The organism is Streptomyces sp. MMG1533 (assembly GCF_001279775.1).
Classification (GTDB): Bacteria; Actinomycetota; Actinomycetes; order Streptomycetales; family Streptomycetaceae; genus Streptomyces.
This window is the reverse complement of the sequence record NZ_LGDG01000285.1, coordinates 1-17,188: the sequence shown is the minus strand read 5'-3', so window position 1 is coordinate 17,188 and position 17,188 is coordinate 1. Positions and strand designations below refer to the sequence as shown.

At 66.0% G+C, this 17,188-nt stretch carries 16 protein-coding genes; 2 read left to right on the top strand and 14 right to left on the bottom strand.

The window, feature by feature from the left end:
- The first annotated feature begins 59 nt into the window (after window positions 1-59).
- Complete coding sequence (gene eccCa / locus ADK57_RS45100; protein ID WP_078973686.1) at window positions 60-4,034, top strand: type VII secretion protein EccCa; 3,975 nt, start codon at window positions 60-62, stop codon at window positions 4,032-4,034.
- 233 nt (window positions 4,035-4,267) lie between these two features.
- Window positions 4,268-4,822, top strand: a complete 555-nt coding sequence (locus tag ADK57_RS50330; RefSeq protein WP_063786105.1) for a hypothetical protein — start codon at window positions 4,268-4,270, stop codon at window positions 4,820-4,822.
- Window positions 4,823-4,839: 17 nt separating this feature from the next.
- On the opposite strand, the gene ADK57_RS51875 is transcribed toward ADK57_RS50330, so the two are convergent.
- The 14 genes from ADK57_RS51875 to ADK57_RS45030 all read right to left on the bottom strand — a co-directional run bounded on the left by ADK57_RS51875 (window position 4,840) and on the right by ADK57_RS45030 (window position 16,718).
- Window positions 4,840-5,067, bottom strand: a complete 228-nt coding sequence (locus tag ADK57_RS51875) for a hypothetical protein (protein WP_234390596.1) — start codon at window positions 5,065-5,067, stop codon at window positions 4,840-4,842.
- A gap of 170 nt (window positions 5,068-5,237) precedes the next feature.
- Window positions 5,238-5,924, bottom strand: coding sequence for a hypothetical protein (locus ADK57_RS50325; protein WP_159050247.1), 687 nt, complete (start codon window positions 5,922-5,924; stop codon window positions 5,238-5,240).
- Entirely contained in the window at window positions 5,887-8,148 is a 2,262-nt protein-coding gene (locus ADK57_RS45085; protein ID WP_063786106.1) for a DUF6571 family protein, read from the bottom strand. Before ADK57_RS45085 ends, ADK57_RS50325 begins: the two co-directional genes overlap by 38 nt.
- Before the next feature lie 25 nt (window positions 8,149-8,173).
- Window positions 8,174-8,659, bottom strand: a complete 486-nt coding sequence (locus tag ADK57_RS45080) for a hypothetical protein (protein ID WP_053755594.1) — start codon at window positions 8,657-8,659, stop codon at window positions 8,174-8,176.
- Window positions 8,660-9,107: 448 nt separating this feature from the next.
- Window positions 9,108-9,410, bottom strand: coding sequence for a WXG100 family type VII secretion target (locus ADK57_RS45075; RefSeq protein ID WP_053755593.1), 303 nt, complete (start codon window positions 9,408-9,410; stop codon window positions 9,108-9,110).
- Window positions 9,411-9,489: 79 nt separating this feature from the next.
- Window positions 9,490-9,831 (bottom strand): WXG100 family type VII secretion target, encoded by a 342-nt coding sequence (locus ADK57_RS45070; RefSeq protein ID WP_053755592.1) that lies wholly within the window; start codon window positions 9,829-9,831, stop codon window positions 9,490-9,492.
- Between the two features lie 147 nt (window positions 9,832-9,978).
- The gene (locus ADK57_RS45065) at window positions 9,979-11,250 is read right to left on the bottom strand and encodes a S8 family serine peptidase (RefSeq protein ID WP_199830816.1); all 1,272 of its coding nucleotides are present in this window, start codon (window positions 11,248-11,250) and stop codon (window positions 9,979-9,981) included.
- A 24-nt stretch (window positions 11,251-11,274) separates the two neighbouring features.
- Window positions 11,275-12,957, bottom strand: coding sequence for a hypothetical protein (locus tag ADK57_RS50320; protein ID WP_159050246.1), 1,683 nt, complete (start codon window positions 12,955-12,957; stop codon window positions 11,275-11,277).
- Window positions 12,957-13,409: a hypothetical protein gene (locus tag ADK57_RS45055; protein WP_063786104.1), complete on the bottom strand. Its 453-nt coding sequence runs from the start codon at window positions 13,407-13,409 to the stop codon at window positions 12,957-12,959. Before ADK57_RS45055 ends, ADK57_RS50320 begins: the two co-directional genes overlap by 1 nt.
- 368 nt (window positions 13,410-13,777) lie before the next feature.
- Window positions 13,778-14,308 carry a hypothetical protein gene (locus ADK57_RS45050; RefSeq protein ID WP_063786103.1) on the bottom strand — a complete coding sequence of 177 codons (531 nt, stop codon included), beginning with the start codon at window positions 14,306-14,308 and terminating at the stop codon, window positions 13,778-13,780.
- Window positions 14,309-14,310: 2 nt separating this feature from the next.
- Window positions 14,311-14,853 (bottom strand): hypothetical protein, encoded by a 543-nt coding sequence (locus ADK57_RS45045; protein WP_053755590.1) that lies wholly within the window; start codon window positions 14,851-14,853, stop codon window positions 14,311-14,313.
- Entirely contained in the window at window positions 14,831-16,105 is a 1,275-nt protein-coding gene (locus tag ADK57_RS45040; protein ID WP_053755589.1) for a WXG100 family type VII secretion target, read from the bottom strand. Before ADK57_RS45040 ends, ADK57_RS45045 begins: the two co-directional genes overlap by 23 nt.
- Window positions 16,105-16,407 carry a DUF6317 family protein gene (locus ADK57_RS45035; protein ID WP_053755588.1) on the bottom strand — a complete coding sequence of 101 codons (303 nt, stop codon included), beginning with the start codon at window positions 16,405-16,407 and terminating at the stop codon, window positions 16,105-16,107. Before ADK57_RS45035 ends, ADK57_RS45040 begins: the two co-directional genes overlap by 1 nt.
- A complete protein-coding gene (locus ADK57_RS45030) occupies window positions 16,407-16,718 on the bottom strand; it encodes an SAV_915 family protein (RefSeq protein WP_234390595.1) in 312 nt (103 codons plus the stop codon). Before ADK57_RS45030 ends, ADK57_RS45035 begins: the two co-directional genes overlap by 1 nt.
- Between the last annotated feature and the right edge of the window lie 470 nt (window positions 16,719-17,188).

The window sequence follows — 17,188 nt, the reverse complement described above, 5'->3', positions numbered from 1 at the left end:
CGTCCGCCTGACACGGGGCGGCGGACGGACTCTCGGGCCGGCCAAGGGAATGGGTGACAGTGAGCCACATCGTCGTGAAGCGCCCGCCTCGGGCACTGCCGTCCGAAGTGTCCACGCAGGAGATCGTCCTGCAGCCTCCGCCCGAACTGCCGCGGGGGCACCAGGAAAGCGTGCTGATGCAACTCCTGCCGACACTCGGCATGGGTGGCTCGGTGGTCTTCTTCTTCACGAACGGGCAGCCGTTCATGAAGATCATGGGCATGATCATGATCGCGTCGACGGTCGCCATGTCCATCGCGATGGTGGTCCGCTTCCGCCGGGGCTCCCAGGGGCAGTTGGCGGACATGCGCCGCGACTACCTGAGCTACCTGGCGCAGACCCGGCGCACGGCCATCGACACGGCGAAGGCGCAACGGGACGCGCAGTACTTCCTCCACCCCTCCCCCGAGCAGCTGTGGGCCCTGGTCGCCGAGGGCAGCCGGGTGTGGGAACGCCGCCCCGGCGACGAGGACTTCGCACAGGTCCGCATCGGCCTCGGCTCGCAGGCGCTCGCCACCACCCTGGTCACCCCCGAGACCGCCCCCGTCGAGCAGCTGGAGCCGCTGACCGCGGGCGCGATGCAGCGCTTCCTCTCCGTCCACAGCACCCTGGACGACCTGCCGATGGCGGTCTCGCTGCGTGCCTTCTACCACGTCACGATCAGCGGCGAACCGCAGTCCGTACGGTCCTCCGCGCGGGCCATGGCCGGCTCGCTGGCCGCGCTGCACTCCCCCGAGGACCTGCTCATCGTGGTCGCGGCCGGCCGCGAGGCCCTGCCCCACTGGGAGTGGGCCAAGTGGCTGCCGCACGTCCAGGCTCCCGGTGCCGTGGACGGCGCGGGCAGCCGCAGGCTGATCGACAGCGATTCCCGCGAACTGGAGAACCTGCTCGCCACCCGGCTGACCGGCCGCCCGCGCTTCCACCCCAACGCGGCGCCCCTGCCGGAGGAACCGCACATCGTCGTCGTACTCGACGGCCTCTCCCTGCCGCCGGACTCCGTCCTGGCCAACCCCGAGGGCCTGCAGGGCGTGACGGTCCTCGAGGTCGTGCCCGGCGAGCTGACCGGAGCCGGCGGCGAGCTCTCCATCGTCGTACAACCCGAGGCACTGCACCTGGAGTCGGGGCACGGAGTCGTCTACGAGGGGAGCCCCGACACCCTCTCCTACGAGTCCGCCGAGGCCCTCGCCCGGCAACTCGCCCCGCTGCGGATGGTCTCCGGCGGGGACGACGACGAACCGCTGCTCGCCAACCTGGAGTTCACCGACCTGCTGAACCTCGGTGACGCGGCGTCCGTCGACACCAAGCGCACCTGGCGGCCGCGGTCGCTGGCCGAGCGGCTGCGGGTGCCGATCGGACTCGGCGAGGACGGCCGGCCCGTGATGCTGGACCTCAAGGAGGCCGCGCAGGAGGGCATGGGCCCGCACGGCCTGTGCGTGGGCGCCACCGGCTCCGGCAAGTCGGAGCTGCTGCGCACCCTGGTGCTGGGCCTGGCGGTGACGCACTCCTCGGAGACGCTGAACTTCGTCCTCGCCGACTTCAAGGGCGGCGCGACCTTCGCGGGCATGGCACAGATGCCGCACGTGGCGGCCGTCATCACCAACCTCGCGGACGACCTGACCCTGGTCGACCGCATGGGCGACTCCATCCGCGGCGAGCTCAACCGCCGCCAGGAGATGCTGCGCGACGCGGGCAACTACGCCAACATCCACGACTACGAGAAGGCGCGCGCGGCCGGTGCGCCGCTGCAGCCGATTCCCTCCCTGGTCCTGGTGATCGACGAGTTCAGCGAACTGCTCACCGCCAAGCCGGACTTCATCGAGATGTTCGTCCAGATCGGCCGCATCGGCCGGTCGCTCGGCGTACACCTGCTGCTTGCGTCACAGCGCCTGGAGGAGGGCCGCCTGCGCGGCCTGGAGACGTACCTGTCCTACCGGATCGGTCTGCGCACCTTCTCCGCCGCGGAGTCGCGGGCGGCGATCGGCGTACCGGACGCCTACGAGCTGCCCAACGTCCCGGGCTCCGGCATCCTGAAGTTCGGCACGGGCGAGATGGTGCGCTTCAAGGCGGCCTACGTCTCCGGCGTGTACCGCTCGGGCACCCAGCGGTCGGCGCTCGGCGGCGGCACCCTGCCGATGGACCGGCGGCCGGTGCTGTTCACGGCGGCCGAGGTGCCGGTGCAGTACGTGGCGGTGCCGCAGCAGCGCCCTTCGGCTTCGGACGCTTCTGAAGTCGACGACGCCCTCGCGGACACCGTGCTCGACGTGGTCGTGCGTCGACTGGAGGCGCAGGGACCGGCGGCCCACCAGGTGTGGCTGCCGCCGCTGGACAGCCCGCCCTCCCTGGACGGACTCCTGCCCGGACTCACGGCGGTGCAGGGACGCGGGCTCACCCAGCCGGGCTACGACGGCGCAGGCCGCCTGATCGTACCGGCGGGCCTGGTCGACAAGCCGTACGAACAGCGCCGCGACCCCCTCTGGCTCGACTTCTCCGGCGCGGCCGGCCACATGCAGATCGTCGGTGGTCCGCAGTCCGGCAAGTCGACACTGCTGCGATCGCTGATCTGTTCCTTCGCCCTCACGCACACGCCGCACGAAGTCCAGTTCTACGGCCTGGACTTCGGCGGCGGCGGCATGGCGGCGGTCGCCGGACTGCCACACGTGGGTGGCGTGGCCTCGCGACTGGATCCGGAGCGGGTGCGGCGCACGGTGGCCGAGGTGTACGGCGTGCTGAACCATCGCGAGGAGTACTTCCGCTCCGCCGGCATCGCGTCCATCGCGGACTTCCGGGCGCGACGCGCCCGAGGCGAGATCTCGGTCACGGACCAGCCGTGGGGGGATGTCTTCCTCGTCATCGACGGGTGGGGCAACTTCCGCGCGGACTACGAGGCGATGGACCAGGTGATCCACGACATCGCGGCGCGTGGCCTCGGCTACGGCATCCACCTGATCCTGACGGCCTCGCGTTCGATGGAGGTCAGGGCCGCTCTCAAGGACCAGCTGATGAACCGCCTGGAGCTGCGGCTCGGCGACACCATGGACTCCGAGCTGGACCGCAAGGTGGCCGCGAACGTTCCGGCGGGCGTGCCCGGCCGCGGACAGGCGCCTCAGAAGCTGCACTTCATGGCGGCGGTGCCGCGCATCGACGGTCTGACCTCCGACACGGACCTGGCGGAGGCCACGGCGGCGCTGGCGACCGAGGTCTCACGGCACTGGCAGGCGCCCGGTGCGCCCGAAGTCCGCCTGCTGCCACGCGAGTTCCCGGCCGAGCAGTTGCCTCCCGGCAACCGTTTCCCGCAGCGCGGCGTCGCCTTCGCGCTCGACGAGGACAACCTCGAACCGGTCTTCGTCGACTTCGAGCAGGACCCGTTCTTCCTCGTCTTCGGTGAGAGCGAGTCGGGCAAGTCGAACCTGCTGCGGCTGTTGATCAAGCAGCTGACGGAGCGGTACGAGGGCCACGAGGCCAAGCTGTTCGTCATCGACAACCGGCGCTCACTGCTGGACGTGACGCCGGCGTCACACCTCGCCGAGTACATCCCCATGTCCAACTCCATGGACCACCACATGGCCGCCCTGGCCGACCTTATGCAGCGCCGCACACCGACCGCCGACGTGACGGCACAGCAGCTGCGGGACCGGAGTTGGTGGCAGGGGCCGACGGTGTACGTCGTCATCGACGACTACGACCTCGTGTCCACGTCGAGCGGGAATCCGCTGGCGGGACTGACGGAGCTGCTTCCGTTCGCCCGCGACGTGGGCGTGCGTTTCATCATCGCGCGGTCGACGGCGGGTGCGGGACGGGCGTCGTACGAGGCGTTCATGCAGCGCATCAAGGAACTGGGCGCACAGGGTGTCGTCCTGGCCGGCGACCCCGGCGAGGGCGACCTGCTCGGAGGGGTTCGGCCGCGGCCGATGCCTGCGGGGCGGGGGGTCTTTGTGTCTCGGCGGCGGGGGAAGCCGTTGGTGCAGGTGGGGTTGGTGGCGGAGAGGGTGTACTGAGGTGCGCGGACGGCGTGCTGAGTTGCTGTACCGGGCGTCGGGAGGGATGCCCTCATGGTCACTGTGGGGCTTCTCGTGATCCTGTTGGCTCTGGATGCTCGTGGGGCTGGGCGCGGACGACGTGGTGGTGGCGGGGGAGCGAAGCAGGGCTTTCAGAGACGCGGGTACGAACGGCAAGTGCGCGGTATCGCATCTCACAGCCGAAGCCTGACACCACGTGAAAGGAACCCTTCATGTTCCGCCCCCGACTCCATCACCCCGCACGACTCGTCCAAGCCTCTGTCGCCATGGCGCTGGCCGGAACACTGACTCTTTCCGCGTGCTCAAGCGGAGGCGGAGAAGCGAGAAAGTACACGATCCCCAGCAATTTCTGCGGAGTTGCGCTGAACCCCGAATTGCTAGATGCCTTCCTGGCAGGAGGTGATTCCATCTCCGTGAAGCCCTCGTCTCCCAGCGGAGGAACGAATCGGTGTGATGTGATAGTCGATGGCGACGTCTCAGTTCGGCAGGTCCAGACATGGTGGAACAATCGTGAGACAGCTTCTACTGTCGCCGCCGCATACGACAAGATGGACGACGGTCAGGTGACCGACGACGATCGCTATCTCTACTCAGGCGCTGGTGCCGTAGGGAGGACCACGACATTGTGCAAGTCCTCGGACCATCCCGATCAGACCTTGTACGCCGTAGTTCAGGTGTTCACCTCCGACCGATCCGACTCCGACGCCATGAGGAAACTGATCATGGCCTACACCAAGGCACTTGAGGGCTCAAGCGCATGCCATTGATCAACACGCCCTCCAACTCACCGCAATCCACTATTGAGGCTTGAATTCGCTGTCGGGGTTTCGATGACAAAGGTGCACCAGACCTGCGGCTCATCAAAGTCCACGCGATGCCAGCCCCATCGCCATACCAGGGGCTCCACCAGGCGCAGCCCTCGGCCCTGTTCGCTCAACAGATCATTGCCGCCCGGCAGTTCCGGTGCCAGGTCTGGAGCGTCGCTGAGCCGTGCACAACGAAGCGTCAGCATCAATAGTGGGTGCACCGCTGAGCGGCAACTTGGATTCGCCGCAGAACAGGCCATTGCCAGCTCACCCAGTGGCGGATTCCGTCGCGCCCACTGCAACCCCAACTGATTGACGAGAGCCGTCGTCGCCGTCCTCACTCTCACTGTGCACGCCTGATCAGGCTCGTTCCGGTCTACAGCTCAGGCGGCATCTTGAAGTCGGCCGGAAGCCCGGCGTGGGACTTGCACTTGAGCAGGTCGGAGAAGGCGCGGCTTGATTCGTAGATGATGCGCAGGTTGTCCTCCTGCGCCGCTTCCTCGGTCTCTGTCACTTCATCATTGGTACGGGACTCCCCCCGCACCAACACGGTCGCTCCGGCACCCAAGGAGAACCTTTTGCTGGAGCACTCGAAATAGAGCACACCTAGCTTGGTGCTGGCGCGAGCCAGCTTCCCCATGCGATAGTCCTTACCAATCGTTCCCTCGGCCCTTTCAGACACCTCCTGGACCAGCGAGAACTCCACCTGCACGGAAGGAGTAACCTCCGCAGACTCCCTGTAAAACCTACAGAAGTCGAGACTATCAGCCTCATCCGGTGTTCCGGAATCGTAGTTCGCAACCAATTCTTCGGCAGCGTCCTTCGGGTGTCCGTAACGGTGAATCTTTACGGATTCAGGTATGTCAGCAACCCGCCTCACGGCCTCTTCCACCTGAGCACTCAGGACCTTGCCGCAGGACCATTTATCAGAACTCGGGCTCGCTGAATTCCCATCCTTCGACTCCCCGCTCTGACAACCAGCCATCGCGAAGATTACGCCCGCCACTACGGGTAGGATCTTCATCCTAAGCCGTGGGAAGTACACCGAGCTGGTCTTCTCCATTGGTCCCCTTCAAATATCCGCCGTTCTGAGCATCTTCCAAGTCCTGCCCGAAGCCGCCATCATCGTGCCGGATCCCGTGGTCTGCCATAAATGCTTCCATGGGAGATGCTGCAGCTACACGACCTGCACGAAAGATCTCGCGCCGCTGATCCTGGATCGTGTTGGCGCTGTCTTGCTGCCTGGTTTCCGCACTGTCGCCGATCACAGTGCCGATCTGTTGCGTAAGGGCGCCCTGTCCGGCATCCATGAAGACAGGGATCAGCGTGCCCGCCACACCCACGGCGGCCACCGGAGGAAGAAACGCTGCTCCCGCAGCGATCCCCACACCCGCGCCGAACTTAATCCACTCGGTCTTCTCCGCCAGGCTCTTGTTGTAAGCCGCGTCTTTCGCCAGACCCTCGGCCTGGACCTGATCCGCTCTGGACTCGTCGAGGATTCCCTGAATCTCCGCGCCTGTTCGCACGATCTCCCGCGCGTGCGGCTCATTGATACGGTCTCCGTCGACCTGCGCCTCCAGCGCGCTTGTCCCGTAGATCTGCTGCGCCACAGAGATTTCCGAGTACGCGTCCGGGTGTTGTCCGATCGAGCTCAGGAACTTGATCGCGTTGTTCGATCCGAATTGCGCGTGCCCCTCCGGATCGGTCGGAGTGAACAGGCTGTCCGTCCTGTTCTCGTTCAGCCCCCAGTTCAGGTCGTCGATGTAGCCGGCCCCCATGCGGCCGAGGCTGTCGGAGATGGGGTCCTTGACGTTCTCCGGATCGCCGTAGGTCTGCACGACCTTTTCCATGATCGCGGCCGAGGTCGCATCCCGGGACGGCGTGGGCGTCGGGTCGTCGTACGCGTACCCCAACGTCGCCGCTTCCAGGGCATGCCCGAGAGCGTCCGGGCCGCCGTCACGGGCGTGCGCGGCCTCGTCACTGCCGGGGTGAACGAGACTGTCTCCCAGCCACTCGAAGTCCTTCTTCGTCAGCTCGTCATAGTAGTCGTAGTCGAGCGTGGCACCCTTCTTAACAGTGCCGTCCTCGTTGTACACCGTCGGTGTCATGTCGTCCGAAAAGAACTTCTTTGCCGCGTCAGGACTGTGTCCAAGCCCCTCCAGAACGCTGGTGAGCGGGTCGTATCCAGCGCCTGCCTTACCCGATGGGTTGTATCCCCAGTCTAGGTCGACTCCCCCAGTCACCGGCTTGTTGTTCATAAAGAATTCGGGCTCTTTGTGGTGCAGTTGAACGATATGTTCCGCGATAGGATTGATGAACTCTGAATCATAGCTTCCGTACCGCAACAGCCCGCCTAGGATCTGGTATCCATAGGGCGAGTTCGGGGCTCCCGGGTCGATTTCAATCGACTGAGTTCCGAGCTTTCTGAATTCTTCTCCCCAACTCGCTGAAAGATGCGGCTTGTTGTCCGGGTCGGTCGCTGTGGCAAGAGCGTTGCCCATGTTGCGCTGAAGCTGCCTGGTCAGGGCCAGCCGTTCCTTGTCATCGCCCTGTGTACCTTCGAGAGCCATACGACCGTAGAAGTCGAGGGTCTCCTCGGGTCCCCCCAGGGACTTGTAGAAGCCGGTGCTGAAGTCGGCGTCCTTCGCGTTCCACTTCATGATGGAGTTCAGCTCGGTGAACTGCTTGTCGGTCATCTTCGGCCCGAGCTTCGCCAGCTCCGCCGCGCGCTCGACCTGGGCCTCGTCGAGGGATTTGTACGAGCTGTGCCCGGCATTGTGCGGATCGCTGCCGTGACTCTTGCGCAGCGCACGGGTCACCGATGCATCGATCTCCGAGGCATGGGAAAGGATCCGACCGATCCGAGCCTGCAGTTCGTCCCTGGCCTCATTCTCTTCCGGGGTGTGCACATCGGTGTCGCCCCTGATGTGCGGGTAGACGCAGTGGACGGTACCGTCACCGTAATCGTCTACGCGGATCCCCCTCTTCTGGACCTCACCGTGTGCGACCTGGATCTGTTTCTGGAGCGAAACCAGCTCCGTGTGGGCATCGTCGAGGACCCGGTAGATGCTGTCCGCCTCCGTGTGGAGGTCGGCGACCTCCTTCGTTGTCTTGCTGACGAAGCCGCGCGTCACTGAGGCGTTGGCGCCGGCCCACCGGGCCTTGTCCGACTTCGCCTGCATGCCCTTGCGGGCGTTGTCCGCCGCAATCTTGAGCTTGTCGGCGGCGCTCTTCCAGTCGGAGACAGCCGTGCCCAGCTTGTCGAGGTCCACCTCGATGAGATCCATGTACTTAACTGCCACCGGGCTACTCCTACTTGAAGTACTTGCTCAGCTCTGACACGGACTCCGCCGAACCGTCCCGGCTGGCCAACACGGCCGCGATCTTGGCATCATCCTCGGCGTGCAGTTTTTTGCTGTAATCAAGATGGTTGGAAATGTGCGCGCATGCCTGGAGAACCGTCTTGGCCTGTGACGTCCAGACCTCGACCGTCAGCTCCAGTGCGCTGCCCATCGCGAAACCGTGCGACTTCAGGGAGGCGGCGGCCTGCATCGTCGATCCGGCGCCGTCCTTGTTCATGCCCGCGCCTGCAATATCCGTCGCGGTTTGGAGAGCCTCGTAGAGGGCGAACGCGTCATGGCCGACGGCGCCGAGGTCGTCCTGGTTGACCACAAGATCACCGGCAGCCCCACCCCCGCCTCCTCCGCCGCCATCCGCAGCGAGCTGGTTGAGTTGCATGCCTGTCGAGCCACTCTGGGCAGCGTCGGCCTTGAGCTGCTCCCACTCGTCCCAAGCCATACCCCCGCGCCCTCCCGTAGATCCCCGTGCCGCGTCGGTCCCGATCTTGACTGATCGCGGAGCTTTCTTACCCGCGCCTTAACCTACCAACGGCCGTGACAGACTGATCAGTCGAACGTCAACTCGCATCATCACTTCACACTTACCCCACCCGCACGGCGCTGCGCTCGAGCGAAAGTGAGCCTTTCAACGGGCCACCCCGCTCGGGTGGTTCCGTTGGATTGCACGAACCGCGTGGCGAACTGGCAGCACTTCGCAGCCAGATTGTCCTCAGGCATCCCCGCCACACATGTTTGCTCTACGCGATAGCCGCATGACCGCATTCGATACAACACCCAGCCGCTCACCGAGCACAGAGCTGCCTGTCGCCGGGTGACAATGGCCCGTAACGACGCGCAGGGTGGGCACCTCCCGTGCGTGCCCACCCTGGTTCTGCAAACTGCGCGTTCTACTGGAAGTAGCTGGCGCCCTTCAGGTCGCCGCCGCGGTAGTCGCCGCCGGCGGTGTGGACCCGCTGCGAGATGGTGACCAGCGCCTGGTGGATGGCCCGGGCGTGGCCGTCCCACACCTTGCTCTTCTTGGCAAACTCGTCGTGAGCCGTACCACCCCAGCCCTCGGACACGTCGAGCACGGCCTTCTTCAGGCCCTCGAGGTCCTCCTCGAGCTTCTTGGCCTTGTCGATGAGCTCGGTGGCGAGCGCGTCCATGGTGCCGTACGTGACGGCAAGATCGTCGTTGTGGACTCCGGACATGTTTCCCTCGTTTCTGTGACGATTTCAGCCGGACTTCGCAGCCCGAACAGCGGTGCGACTCAGCGCCGCGAATGGTTCGTCAGTAGCTGTTGAGCGCCGAAGTCTTTCCACCAAGATCCTCCACCGAGATCTTGGCAATGTCGGCGTCGATCTGGTCCTCGAGGTTGCGCTTGTCGGTCTTGGTCATCTGGATGCCCTCAAGGAAGTCCTCGAGCATCCGACCGATTCCGGCCATGTGGGTGTTGATTTCCGACTGCTTCTTGTTGAACGCGTTGGCGCCCTGGCCCGTCCACGCCTTCTCGATCATGTCGATCGTTCCCTGTAGCTGGGCAAGCGTCTGCCTGATCGAGTCGTATCGATCGATGACATTCGTCTGGAGCTTCTGTACCTGACCATCGTCAAGCTTGCGGCCGTCAGCCATTTCGGCACTCCCTTTCATGAGAGCTGTGGTTCATTTCTGCGCGCTTCACCGAATGGTGACGCGCTGGTCGTCGCGCTACCGCGCAGGTGTGGCCGGCCTGCGTCGGAACTGTCGTGTGCGACTGGTCAATCGCGCGTGATTGATTCGTCATGCGCTACGCCGTGAACGCACCACGGCGAAGGCACCGCCTCCGATCACCACCACAGCTCCCGCGGCCCCAAGGGCTACCCACAACATGGTGTTGTCGGCTCCCTCGGAGTTGGATGTTGCTGCTGAGGTCTGACCGCCAGAAGAGTTCTTCGGGGCTTGTGACTGCGCTGAGGCGGAAGCTGATGGTGAGGCCGTGACACCCGTAACGCCGGTTCCGTTCTCGAAGCTGAGCGGGTCGGCGCTGGCCGAGCCCGGGTCGATGCTGCTGTTCTCCAGCACCATGCGGGGGCGGACGGCGCCGTAGCCGAGGTAGTTGCTCCGCTCGCCCTTCTTCCAAGTGCGGCCAGCAGTGTCGATCATGGTGCGGAGGACCTGGTTGGCCGTCCAGTTGGGGTGGGCGGACCAGATGAGGGCGGCGGAAGCAGAGGTGAGCGCAGTGGCAGCACTGGTGCCGCCACTCTCAGCACAGTAGGTCCGGAAGGTAGCGTCACACCACAATGGAACGTTGACCCCTGGAGCGGCTAGATCGACATAATTGCCGTGCTCTGAATAACTGGCAACCTTGCCCGACTTATCGGCAGCTGCCACTCCGACCACATATGGAAAGGCAGCCGGATAGCCAACGAAATTCTTCGTTTCGGCGTCATTGCCTGTGGCGGCGAACATCAGCTTGCCCTTGGATTGGGCATACTTGACCGCTTTCTCCACGCCAACGTCAATGATGTCGCTACCGAAGGACATGCTGATGATCTGAGCGTCACTGTCAGCGGCAGCCATGATCGCATCCGCAACCTCAGGCGTCTTCCCCTTGTCGACCTTGTTCGTCAAACCTTCGGTGACCACCCGATAAGGGACGATCTTGGCTCCTGGGGCCAACCCCTGTAGGCCACCTCCGGCGCCAGTACCGGAAATCAGCTCCGCCATGCTGGTGCCGTGGCCGTCATAGTCCTTGGTGGCGTTGTACGAAACCGCCTGTGGCACCTCATCCCCGAGCACTTGGCCCTTCAGGGATGAGGTGTCAGGGTTGACGCCGCTGTCCAGAACTGCGACCTTGACGCCTTCGCCGCTACTGACCTTCCACATCGCCTTGACGTCCATCGCATCCAGATACCACTGCTTCGACTGGACATCGGCGGCAATCGCATTCGGAGCCAGTCCCGAAGACACGATGGCGAATGCGCCGAATGCGGCGCACACCGTCGACACCCGTCTTCCGGTCCGTCCTGCGACATACGCAGTCAATCGGCCACGTGGGCTGGTTCCTGTCATGCCTCTGTAGATCCTCGCTCGTGTTCAGTCAGTCTCTGGCCGCGCGTTGCGCCGCTGGGTCTCGGGCTGACGTTCGCCCTCGTGCGCGTCGCGGTCCTTGCCACGCGGACTCGCTGTCGAACCTTGTGCGGTTCCAGGAGCGCCTCCGGAGAGTCCCCCACTTCTCCCTGCCGGCGCTCGGCCCTTGGGCGTACCGACAACTCCATCGGAATTACCCGCTGCGGGGCGGGCAGTCTGCCCCGGATGAGCGCCCGGGGTGGCATTCTGCGCCCCGATAACCCCACGTTGCCCCACCTTGCCGACCGAGGGCCGAGAGCCCGTGTTGTTGCTTTCGGCGCCGACGACAGTACCGCGGGGAAGCCTGGGACCAGTCATTCCTTGAGTACCAGTGGTGGGCCGCCCTCCAACCACACCATTGCTGCGTGCCGCCCCTGTGGGGCCCATGCCGCCGGCGCGACCGTTCGCCTGTCCCCCGACGGCGCGAGCTGTTCCGCCGGAGATGCCTCGGCCCATGGGAGACCTGTCTGCCGCGCCGGGGCCGCCTCGGATTCCCGACTGCCCCGTAGTATTGGCGCGCCCCATCGGGCCTGTGGCGCTGCGCCCGCTGGCGGTGCCGCTGGGAGTGGCCGTTCGGCCCTGGGCCTGGACTGGGGACTTGTTGCCGGTCACTCCGCCAAGTCCCGGATTGCGGCCGGTCGGTTTGCCAACTGCAGGAGGAACTGGCCCTGAGGTGAGGGGAGGAACAGGCCCTCCGTTGGGTCCGCTTGGAGCTATCACCGGCGACACATTCGTCGTCGGCCTCGTGGTCTCCTGAGGTGGCAAAGTGCCGACGCTGTCGATCTTCGTTCCGACGTTCCTCTCCGGAGAGTCACTCGGGTCATCGACCTGTCTTAGCGGCGGTGTGGTGTCAGCCACGCGCGAGTGTCCGGTCACACTCGAAGAGTCGCGGTCGGTCGACGCCGACTCACGAGCGGCCCCAAGCGCCCCGCTGCCCTGCGGGGTGTCAGGGGCGTCCAGTTTCCAAGACGGGTCCGGCTTGGGCACCCCCACGTCCGGCATAGGCTCAAACGTCGGCGGCTCCTGCGCCGCCAACACCTCCTCCGACACCGTGTAGAAGGACGCCAGACGATTCATCTGGTTGATCGCCTCTTGCCGGTCCTTCTCGACCTTGACCGCTGCCGCGTACTCCTTGTTGCCCTCGACCTGCATGGGCGTGGGGATCTGGTCGACGGTCTTGGGGACGAGTCGGCTGTCGCGGGGCGGCATGGCGGTGCGAACGGAAGCGAGGCCCGTAGCCGCAGCCGTGATCTGCGTGCCTGTGACTCCGGCGAAGGTGGCAAGGCCAAGAGCGTGCTTGACCAGTTTGTCGCCCCACTCGTGGAAGGCCGTGGCGGACTCGCCCTCCCACAGGACCCTGCCGATATGGCCCTTGAGTTCGTTGGCGGCCTTTTCGATGGCGTCCTGGGCATCCCAAAGAGCCTTGCCTGCGGCCTCCAGGTCCCCCGGATTCGCGGACTCGACCAGGTCGATCATGTCGTTCAGGTCGTGACCCTCGAAGTTCGTCCTGCCGAGGGCAACGAGGGCGGCACCGCCGAAGGGGGTCGCCTCCACCACGCGGCTGACCGTGTCGATGATGCCGACCTGCTTGGAGACCTGCTTCTTCTCGGCCTGGTGCGGATCCTGGTGCTGCTGCTTGTTGTCGCTCACTAGTAGGTCACCGTCCGCTCGTTGTTGCTCTTCGGCGCGGACTTGCCCTGCTTCTCGGCCTCTGCGGCGTCCTTCTCGCGCTTCGCTTCCCGCCAGTCGCGGTCGATGCCGGTCTGGATCTCCCAGAACCGTCGCCGCTGCTCTTCTTCGATGTCGTTGAAGTTGCCGTGCGCGCCCATGACGGCGATCTGGAGCGCCTCGATCTGTAGGCCAAGGCTCTCGGAGAGCGCGGTCAGCCGCTCATGGACGCGCTCGTACTGCGCGTGGAGCGCCTTGGCCTCGTCGAAACGACCCACACCTTTGAACGACGCCTCGGACAGCCGGTGCGCCCCCACCTTCTGCGCGCTGCCCTGCGAGTCCTCGAAGTTGGAGAGCGCGACGTCCACACGCTTCTTGAACTCTCCGAGCGACTCCAGCGTGACCTTGAGAGCCTGGCGTTCCGCAGCAGGCACGATGCCTTCCCTCCCCGTTCCCCGTTTGTGAAGCTGTCGAGCGGTGCACAGGCGGTGGCCTGATCAACACACTCGATGACCACTGTAGTCATTGTGTAAATCGCGGCCAACTGAACTTTGTGTTAGGTGAGTTACGAAGTTGTCGAGACACCGTCAGGAGACCCGCTCCGAACCTCCGTGAAGCGCCTGAAACCTGGGCAAGCTACTCGCGTTCCGCCACACCCGCCCCCTGCGAAGTACCGTCGTACCGTCCCGATCGGTCAACTGCCGTGCGTGGCTCATTCTTTGCGATGTCAAAACGTGCCTGACTCTCGCTTGAGGCGGAGGGCAGGTTCCAGGACGCCTGCGGGAGTTCAGGCAGGGACCGGTCACCCTTGTAGCGCCCGTCGTGCGCCGACTTCGCTCGGGTACTCGCGGACGGTGAACGCGGCGGCGACCCAGCCGACGCACCACGCGGCACACATCGGCATGACGGGCGCCGCAATCGCCGCAATCAGTACGAGAACGCGGCCTGCGAGGGTCAGCCCGACGGAGCGGCGGGTCCCGCTTCGCTTGTCCCGGCGTGTCTGCTCGGGGGTCGGCGGATCCTGGAGCTTCCGGTGATGGTCCCGGCGCTGTACCTGCCACCCCCAGACCAGAGCGGCACAGGAGGCCACCGCCTGCGCCCGGTCCCACACGGTGCGTACGGTCGGCGGCAGGTCGTCGCGGAAGCTCCCGTAGAGGACGAGCGCGATGTAACAGAAGAAGGCCAGTACGGCGAACCAGAGAACTGCGCCGAGGGCGCGACGCAGCCAGTAGCGCGCACCGCGCTCGTACCAGGTCGTGCCCAGGCCGGACAGGGCCGGGACCGGGCGGACGGCTCCGGCAGGCGGGCGTCCAGGAGATGCCGTTGTCGTCATGGTCAGGACGAGTTCTCCTGCAGCCAGCGTCGGGCGCCGACCTCACTCGGGTATTCCCGGACGGTCAGCCAGGCGGCCAGCCAACCGACGAGGTACGCGACGAACGCCGGCATGACGGGCGCCGCCAGCGCCAGGAGAACGCGCCCTCCGGCAACTCCCCTGCCGGCCGCCCTGCCGGCGCGCCTGTTGTGGTCACGCTTGGCCACCCAGGTCTCCTCGGGGGTGGGCGGATCCAGGAGGGCCTCCCGGTGGCTCCGGCGCTGCTTGACCCACCCCCAGGCCAGGGTCACGCAGGACGCGACCGCCTGCGCCCCGTCGCTCACGGTGCGCACCATGGGCGGCATTTCGCTGCGGAATCCCTGGTAGAGGCTCAGCGACACGAAAGAGAACATGGCCATCACCAGGAGCAGGAACACGGTCGTACGGGCACGGCACAGCCAGTAGAGTCCGCCCCGCTTGTACCAGGTGGTGCCCAGCTTGGGCAGAGCCGGGATGCGCGCGGGGAACCCGAGGGCGGGGACCTCAGAAGATGCTCGTGACGCCATGCCAGATGTCCTTCACCATTCGTACGTCGTCGTCCCCGGTTTCCGTCAGGACATGGCCCGCGCCGGTCAGCACTCCGCCGACCACGCCGTGGTCGTGGATGTCCTCGCTCCAGTGCTCGTGCAAGGAGTGATCGAGGACCTCGGTCGCGGTGACCGCCGCCAGGACCCCGACCCCGGCCACCGCGACCGCGCCTTCGACGGGCAGGGCGGCCGTGACCGCCGCGCCGACGGCCACACCGCCGAGGGCTACGCCGCCGTCCACGGCGACGGAGTGCTGCCAGGACCAGCCCTTGTCGTGGTCGTCCTTCGCCTCCACCAGCCCGCAGGCGGCGGCCGCCGCGACGTCCAGGACCGGTATCTCCTTGAGGAATTCCGGCAGTTCGGCCACGCCCTTGCCGAGGCGCAACGCATCCGCCGCGTCGGCCAGCTTCACGTTCAGGGCCCGGTCGTACGGCAGTGCCGTGCTGCCGTGGTCGGCGCGGGCGATGGCATCCTCCAGCGAGTCGACCTTGGTGGCCGCGTCCGCGTAGGCGCCCTTGGCCGGAAGGTCCTTGGGCAGCGCGCGGCCCGCCTTCTGGAATGCCTTGCGCTCCGCGCGGAGTTCCTTCTTGGCGGCCCGCTCCTCGGCCTTGGCCCCGTCGATCAGCTTCCGCGCCTCCTTGCCGCCGGCCCGGGCGTCTTCGGCGTCGTAGGCGTACAGGCCACGCAGTGCGTCGGCGATGGTCACCTTGTCTCCGGTCGACACCGGCGCCGTGACCTGCGCGTACAACCCTCGCAACTGGTCCGCAGCCACCAGCCGCGCATGCTGGGCGGTGTGCAGGATCTCCTCGCGTACCTTGCCGTACTCGCCCATCGCCGAGATCGTCTTCTGATCCTCCGCACTGGGCGGATTCGCGGTGGCGATCGTCTGCGGGATGCCTCTGTCCGCCATCGACACGCCCTTGCGCGTGGCGACGTGCTCGGCGTTCTGCAGGGCCGTCTCGCAGGCCGACAGTGCGTCGACGAGCGTGGCGAGAATGTCGCCCGCGCTGTGCACGAGGCTCGCGAAGGCGCCTGCCGCCAGCGCGTCCTCGCTCCAGGTGGCGCGGAAGGTCTCGGCCGCCTCGCCCTTCCAACTCGCGTCGTCCACCAGCCGGTCGACGGCTTTGGCGAGCGGCTGGACGACGTCGTCCAGCTTCTGCTTGGCGTTCTTGTACGTCTCGGCCATCGTGCGCAGTCCGCCGATGTCGCCGCCGACCCAGCTGTCGGCCATCAGCCGTCACCCACCATCAGGTCCTCGAACAGGCCGTGTACGTCGATGTCGTGCCGTTGGAAGGAGTCGTGGGCGTACGTCACCTTGTCGCCGTGATCGTCCAGGCGGTCGGCGAAGCCGATGTGCAGGGCGACGATGAGGTCGGCGACCTCCTTGATGGCGTGGTCGAGCCCCGCGTCGCCGCCGCCGGCCACGGGCGGGGCCACGTCGGAGTGCAGCTTGCGGTAGTTGACGGCCTCGTCGTGGAAGGTCTTCGACATCGAGCTGAGGTCGCTCAGTATCGCCTTGAAGTCGGCTGCCATCAGCGCACCGCCCGGGCGTAGGCGGCCAGGCCGGCCGGCTGCCAGTTGGGGGGTCCGGGCGCGAGGCGCGGGTCGAGGCGGACGGTGACGCCACGTTCGCTCACGCCCTCGGCCAGCGGGCCGATGGAGGTGGCGACCCACGGTTGGGCCTCGCCGAGCGCGGCCACGAGACGGTCGAGGGTGGTGAAGGCGAGGGCCACGGTGCCGTCGGTGGGGTGCTCGAAGAGTTCGTACGCGATGAAGGGCACTCGGGTGGAGGTGCCGGACGGGTCCGTGGTGTCAACGTAGCGGGGGTGGGCCGGCACGAACACGGGTGTCTGGTAGGCGGGGACGCCGGGTTTCGGGCCTGGCGAATCCTCTGCGGACGGACCCACCTCCACGTGCTCTACGTGCTCTACGTGTTCGCCGTAGTCGACGTAATCGAGAAGACGTGATCTGCGGGGTTCCGGGGCCGATGAACCTGTTGGGGCCGGACCTGCGGGCGGCTTCGACTCGACATAGTCGAGAAGGCGCGAACGTATCGGTGCACCCGGTGTACCCACCGTCGGCTCCTGTTCCCCGTGGACGATGTGGCGGGCACCACCGTAGCCAGCGGGCAATCCGGCAATTCCGCCCACATCAGGCTGATAGGGGTGGGGCATGCGGAACCCATACAGCTGTTTAGCCGCAGGCTGGTCAACGCTTGACTGTGGGATGACCGGAGTACAGGAGGGGGCTGCCTGCGGACAGTCTCAGCTGTCGCCCCTGTCGCCCCTGTCGCCCCTGTCGCCCCTGTCGCCCC

Coding starts and splice junctions, on each gene's coding strand:
- ADK57_RS45080 (WP_053755594.1), bottom strand. CDS start 8,659: ATGGCTTGGGACGAGTGGGAGCAGCTCAAGGCCGACGCTGCCCAGAGT.
- ADK57_RS45050 (WP_063786103.1), bottom strand. CDS start 14,308: ATGACGACAACGGCATCTCCTGGACGCCCGCCTGCCGGAGCCGTCCGC.
- ADK57_RS51875 (WP_234390596.1), bottom strand. CDS start 5,067: ATGCTGACGCTTCGTTGTGCACGGCTCAGCGACGCTCCAGACCTGGCA.
- ADK57_RS45075 (WP_053755593.1), bottom strand. CDS start 9,410: ATGTCCGGAGTCCACAACGACGATCTTGCCGTCACGTACGGCACCATG.
- ADK57_RS50330 (WP_063786105.1), top strand. CDS start 4,268: ATGTTCCGCCCCCGACTCCATCACCCCGCACGACTCGTCCAAGCCTCT.
- ADK57_RS45035 (WP_053755588.1), bottom strand. CDS start 16,407: ATGGCAGCCGACTTCAAGGCGATACTGAGCGACCTCAGCTCGATGTCG.
- ADK57_RS45085 (WP_063786106.1), bottom strand. CDS start 8,148: ATGGATCTCATCGAGGTGGACCTCGACAAGCTGGGCACGGCTGTCTCC.
- ADK57_RS45040 (WP_053755589.1), bottom strand. CDS start 16,105: ATGGCCGACAGCTGGGTCGGCGGCGACATCGGCGGACTGCGCACGATG.
- ADK57_RS45045 (WP_053755590.1), bottom strand. CDS start 14,853: ATGGCGTCACGAGCATCTTCTGAGGTCCCCGCCCTCGGGTTCCCCGCG.
- ADK57_RS45065 (WP_199830816.1), bottom strand. CDS start 11,250: ATGACAGGAACCAGCCCACGTGGCCGATTGACTGCGTATGTCGCAGGA.
- ADK57_RS45070 (WP_053755592.1), bottom strand. CDS start 9,831: ATGGCTGACGGCCGCAAGCTTGACGATGGTCAGGTACAGAAGCTCCAG.
- ADK57_RS50325 (WP_159050247.1), bottom strand. CDS start 5,924: ATGGAGAAGACCAGCTCGGTGTACTTCCCACGGCTTAGGATGAAGATC.